Raw genomic sequence first — 4,021 nt, forward strand, 5'->3', positions numbered from 1 at the left:
GTCGCCGAATCGCCTCTGCGCCGCTTTCGCGGGCCTTACCCTTAATCGGCAGCATCTGTGCCGGGGAGGTTCAATGCGGATCGTTATCCCGATCGTTTTCGTCGCGGTTGCCGCCGTGGCGGCAGCGGGTTTTGTCGGCGCCGAACCACCGGACACCCAAGTGATCACGACGGTGTCGGTCGGACCTAACGGAGAGCCGATCAACGGCTACCGGTTGGCGCCGTCGCACAGCAACGTCGACAACATGTCCGACTGCACCACGCCGTCGCCGGCTGCGGTGGCCGATGACATTTACTACTGCTCGCCCAGTGCGGCGGGCGCCGACGTGTGCTGGCCGTCAACACCGGGATCCCTGCTGTGCGGGGATGACCCCTGGGACAAAGAGTTGCATCGGGTGAGCTACACCAACCCGTTGCCGCACGTTCAGCCCGTCGCGGCACCACAACCCTTTGCGCTGCTGCTCGACGACAACACCCACTGCCTCTTGCGCAACGGGGGTGCTTGGGGCGGGCGGCAGGACGGCTATGTCGGGGCCTACGGCTGCGGCGCGGCGAACTCAAACCTGGCTGTGCTTGTGTTGCCCAGCCAGGGCGCCACGGCAGCGATCGATCGGTCCATGCCGGTATGGAGGGTCAAAGTAGGCCAGCTTGGATCGCCCACGGCGGATCTCCCGCCTCCCCAAACGCACACCGTGACAACCGCATGGTTCGCCGGTGATTTCGCGCCAGTCTGAAACGTGGGGAAGGACCAGCGGATGAGCGGCATATCAAGGCGTGACTTCGGGCGGCTCGCCGCCGGGGTGGGTGTGCTCGGCCTGGGCGCGACCGCGGTGGCATGTGGGCCGTCCACACCTCCGATGCAAACCGAGACCGCCAACCCGGTACCGGATGCGACGACCCGGCCGATCAGGCTGACGCAGGTTGACCTGAACCGGATCATTGGTACTCACGCCCAGACGCTGCTCGAGAATCTGCATGCCAAGACCAACCAACCGGGGGCCAACTACGGGGTCGCGGTGGCTTTCGCGTATCCCAATCGCCAATTCAATCCCTATTACATGTACGGCACGGTGGCCGACCAGACCCCGCCCACGCCGAGAACCCTGTTCTGCATCGGGTCGATCACCAAGACCTTCACCACTGCGCTGTTCGCCAACGGGGTGGTGACGAATCCCGGCTGCTTCGATTGGGATGCGGGCCTGCAGCGCTACTTGTCCGGATACCTCGGCGGCAGCGGCAATCTCAGCCAAACAATGCTGAAGATCACCCCCCGAATGCTGGCTCAGCACACGTCCGGTTTGCCCACTCCGTCCGGCAGTCCCCAAGACGGCGTCGGTCTCTTCCAAACCAGCCCATCGGCGCCGCCGCCTGGGTTACTGGACTTCTGGCGGACCCACAACGGTCTGCCTCCGGGTAGCTGCTGGCGTTATTCGGACATGGGTTTCATCACTCTGGGTTTCGCCACGGCCTCGGCCTACGGCTGTGCGGCCGGAGGCAATCCTCCACCCGCACAGGCATATTCGGCCCTGCTGCAAAGCCAAATCACCGGACCGCTGAACATGCCCGACACGGTGACGATCGTGCCCGGCGGCGCTCCTGTTGCGCAGGCCTATCCCGACGGCGGCCAGATGGTCTCCGCCAGCGCGGCTTCGGATCTCAAGTCATCGGCCACCGACATGCACACCTGGCTGCAGGCGCAGCTGGCGGCGCCTAACGGATCTAGGCCGCTGGACAAAGCGCTGGCGTCGACCACCCAGTCGTCGCCGCTGTCGCTCAACCAGTGCGGTGAATCTCAGCGTGGACCTGCGAATATGGGCCTGGCCTGGCAGGTTATGCCCGGCCCGCCGCGGATTGTCTGGAAGGACGGTCTGACGTCGCTGGGCGGCTGTTCGTGTTGGATCGGTATGACCATGGGCGGCGCAGGCGAGGAGCCGCTGGGCATCGCTGTTCTGGCGAACACCTACTGGACCAAGGGCCAGCCGAACATCATTGCCGACAACGCCGGAATGGCCATGCTCAAAGAGATTTCGGCCACCATCTGATGCGCCGGGTCGGCATGCGCACACAAGCGAAGCCCGGCTTGCCGGGCGGCTATCCTACGGTCAAATGGGGCCGTGTCAACCGAGCCGTAGGAAGATCGATACGCTGGGTTAATGACTGTGCATGCTCCGTCGGCTCCTGACTTGCGCCAACAGGTGCACCAAGCCGCGCGCCGGGCACGGGTCGCCGCCCGAGTGCTGGCCTCACTGCCGACGGTCGCCAAGGACCAGGCATTGTTTGTCGCCGCCGACGCAGTCATCGCCAACACCGACCGGATCCTGGCGGCTAACGCCGACGATGTGAACGCGGCGCGGGCCGCCGAGACACCGACCTCGATAATTGACCGGTTGGCGCTGGACCCGAAGCGCATCGACGGCATCGCCGCCGGCCTGCGTCAGGTCGCAGGACTGCCCGACCCGGTCGGAGAGGTGCTGCGTGGCTACACCTTGCCCAATGGCCTCGCACTGCGCCAGCAACGGGTGCCGCTCGGCGTGGTCGGGATGGTTTATGAGGGCCGGCCCAATGTCACCGTCGATGCCTTCGGTTTGGCGCTCAAGTCCGGCAACGCCGCGCTGCTGCGCGGTAGCGCATCCGCGGCCAACTCCAATGAGGCGCTGGTCTCGGTGTTGCGTGCCGCGCTGCGAAGTGAAGATTTGCCCGCCGACGCCGTCCAGCTGCTGTCGTCGGCCGACCGTTCGACGGTCACCCATCTGATCCAGGCCCGGGGCTTGGTCGACGTGGTGATCCCGCGCGGGGGAGCAGGCCTGATCGACGCGGTGGTTCGTGACGCGCAAGTGCCGACCATTGAGACCGGCGTCGGCAACTGCCACGTCTACGTGCACGATGCCGCCGATCTCGAGACGGCTGAACGGATCCTGCTCAATTCCAAGACACGTCGGCCCAGCGTCTGCAACGCGGCCGAGACGCTTTTGGTCGACGCCGCGATCGCCGGACAGGCCTTGCCGCGACTGATCTCGGCGCTGCAAGACGCCGGCGTGACCGTACATCTCGACCCCGACGAGGCCCACTTGCGGCGCGAATACTTGGCGATGGAGATCGCGGTCGCGGTCGTCGATGGTGTCGACGAGGCCATCGCACACGTCAACGAGTACGGTACCGGTCACACCGAAGCCATAGTGACCACCAATATGGCTGCCGCCCAACGGTTTACCGAAGCGGTGGATGCGGCTGCGGTGATGGTCAACGCGTCGACAAGCTTTACCGACGGTGAGCAGTTCGGGTTCGGTGCCGAGATCGGCATCTCCACCCAGAAACTGCATGCCCGGGGGCCGATGGGACTTCCGGAACTGACCTCGACCAAATGGATCGTCTGGGGAGACGGTCAGACCCGCCCGGCCTGAACTGCTGAGGAGACCACAGAAGTGAGTGTGCCCGCGCGGCCCGCACCGCTATTCGCCGACATCGACGATGTCGGTCAGCGGCTGGCCGAAACCGGCTACCTGCCCGATACCGCCACTGCGACCGCCGTTTTCCTCGCCGACCGGCTGGGCAAACCGTTGCTGGTCGAAGGACCCGCCGGGGTCGGTAAGACCGAGCTGGCCCGCGCCGTCGCGCAGGCCACCGGATCCGGTCTGGTTCGGCTGCAATGCTACGAAGGCGTCGACGAGGCTCGCGCGCTCTACGAGTGGAACCATGCCAAGCAAATCCTGCGCATCCAGGCCGGGTCCGGCGACTGGGACCAGACCAAGATGGACGTGTTCAGCGAGGAGTTTTTGCTGTCGCGGCCGCTGCTGACCGCGATCCGGCGCACCGAGCCCACCGTGCTGCTGATCGACGAAACCGACAAGGCCGACATCGAAATCGAGGGTCTTCTGCTGGAAGTGCTGTCCGACTTCGCAGTGACGGTCCCCGAGCTAGGCACTATCACCGCCGAGCGGGCGCCGTTCGTGTTGCTGACTTCCAACGCCACCCGCGAGCTGTCCGAGGCGCTCAAGCGACGCTGCCTGTTTTTGCACATCGAC

General features: G+C 65.4%; 4 protein-coding genes. All 4 read left to right on the forward strand.

Going from position 1 to position 4,021, the window contains the following annotated elements:
• Positions 1-73 precede the first annotated feature (73 nt).
• Positions 74-733, forward strand: coding sequence for a hypothetical protein (locus tag WBF82_RS10355; protein ID WP_424382947.1), 660 nt, complete (start codon positions 74-76; stop codon positions 731-733).
• 21 nt (positions 734-754) lie between these two features.
• Positions 755-2,041, forward strand: coding sequence for a serine hydrolase domain-containing protein (locus WBF82_RS10360; protein WP_424382948.1), 1,287 nt, complete (start codon positions 755-757; stop codon positions 2,039-2,041).
• A 111-nt stretch (positions 2,042-2,152) separates the two neighbouring features.
• Positions 2,153-3,400, forward strand: a complete 1,248-nt coding sequence (locus tag WBF82_RS10365) for a glutamate-5-semialdehyde dehydrogenase (RefSeq protein ID WP_424382949.1) — start codon at positions 2,153-2,155, stop codon at positions 3,398-3,400.
• A gap of 21 nt (positions 3,401-3,421) precedes the next feature.
• The coding region (locus WBF82_RS10370) for an AAA family ATPase (RefSeq protein WP_424382950.1) at positions 3,422-4,021 on the forward strand (600 nt) is incomplete at its 3' end.

It is taken from the genome of Mycobacterium sp. (assembly GCF_049673265.1).
GTDB lineage: Bacteria > Actinomycetota > Actinomycetes > Mycobacteriales > Mycobacteriaceae > Mycobacterium.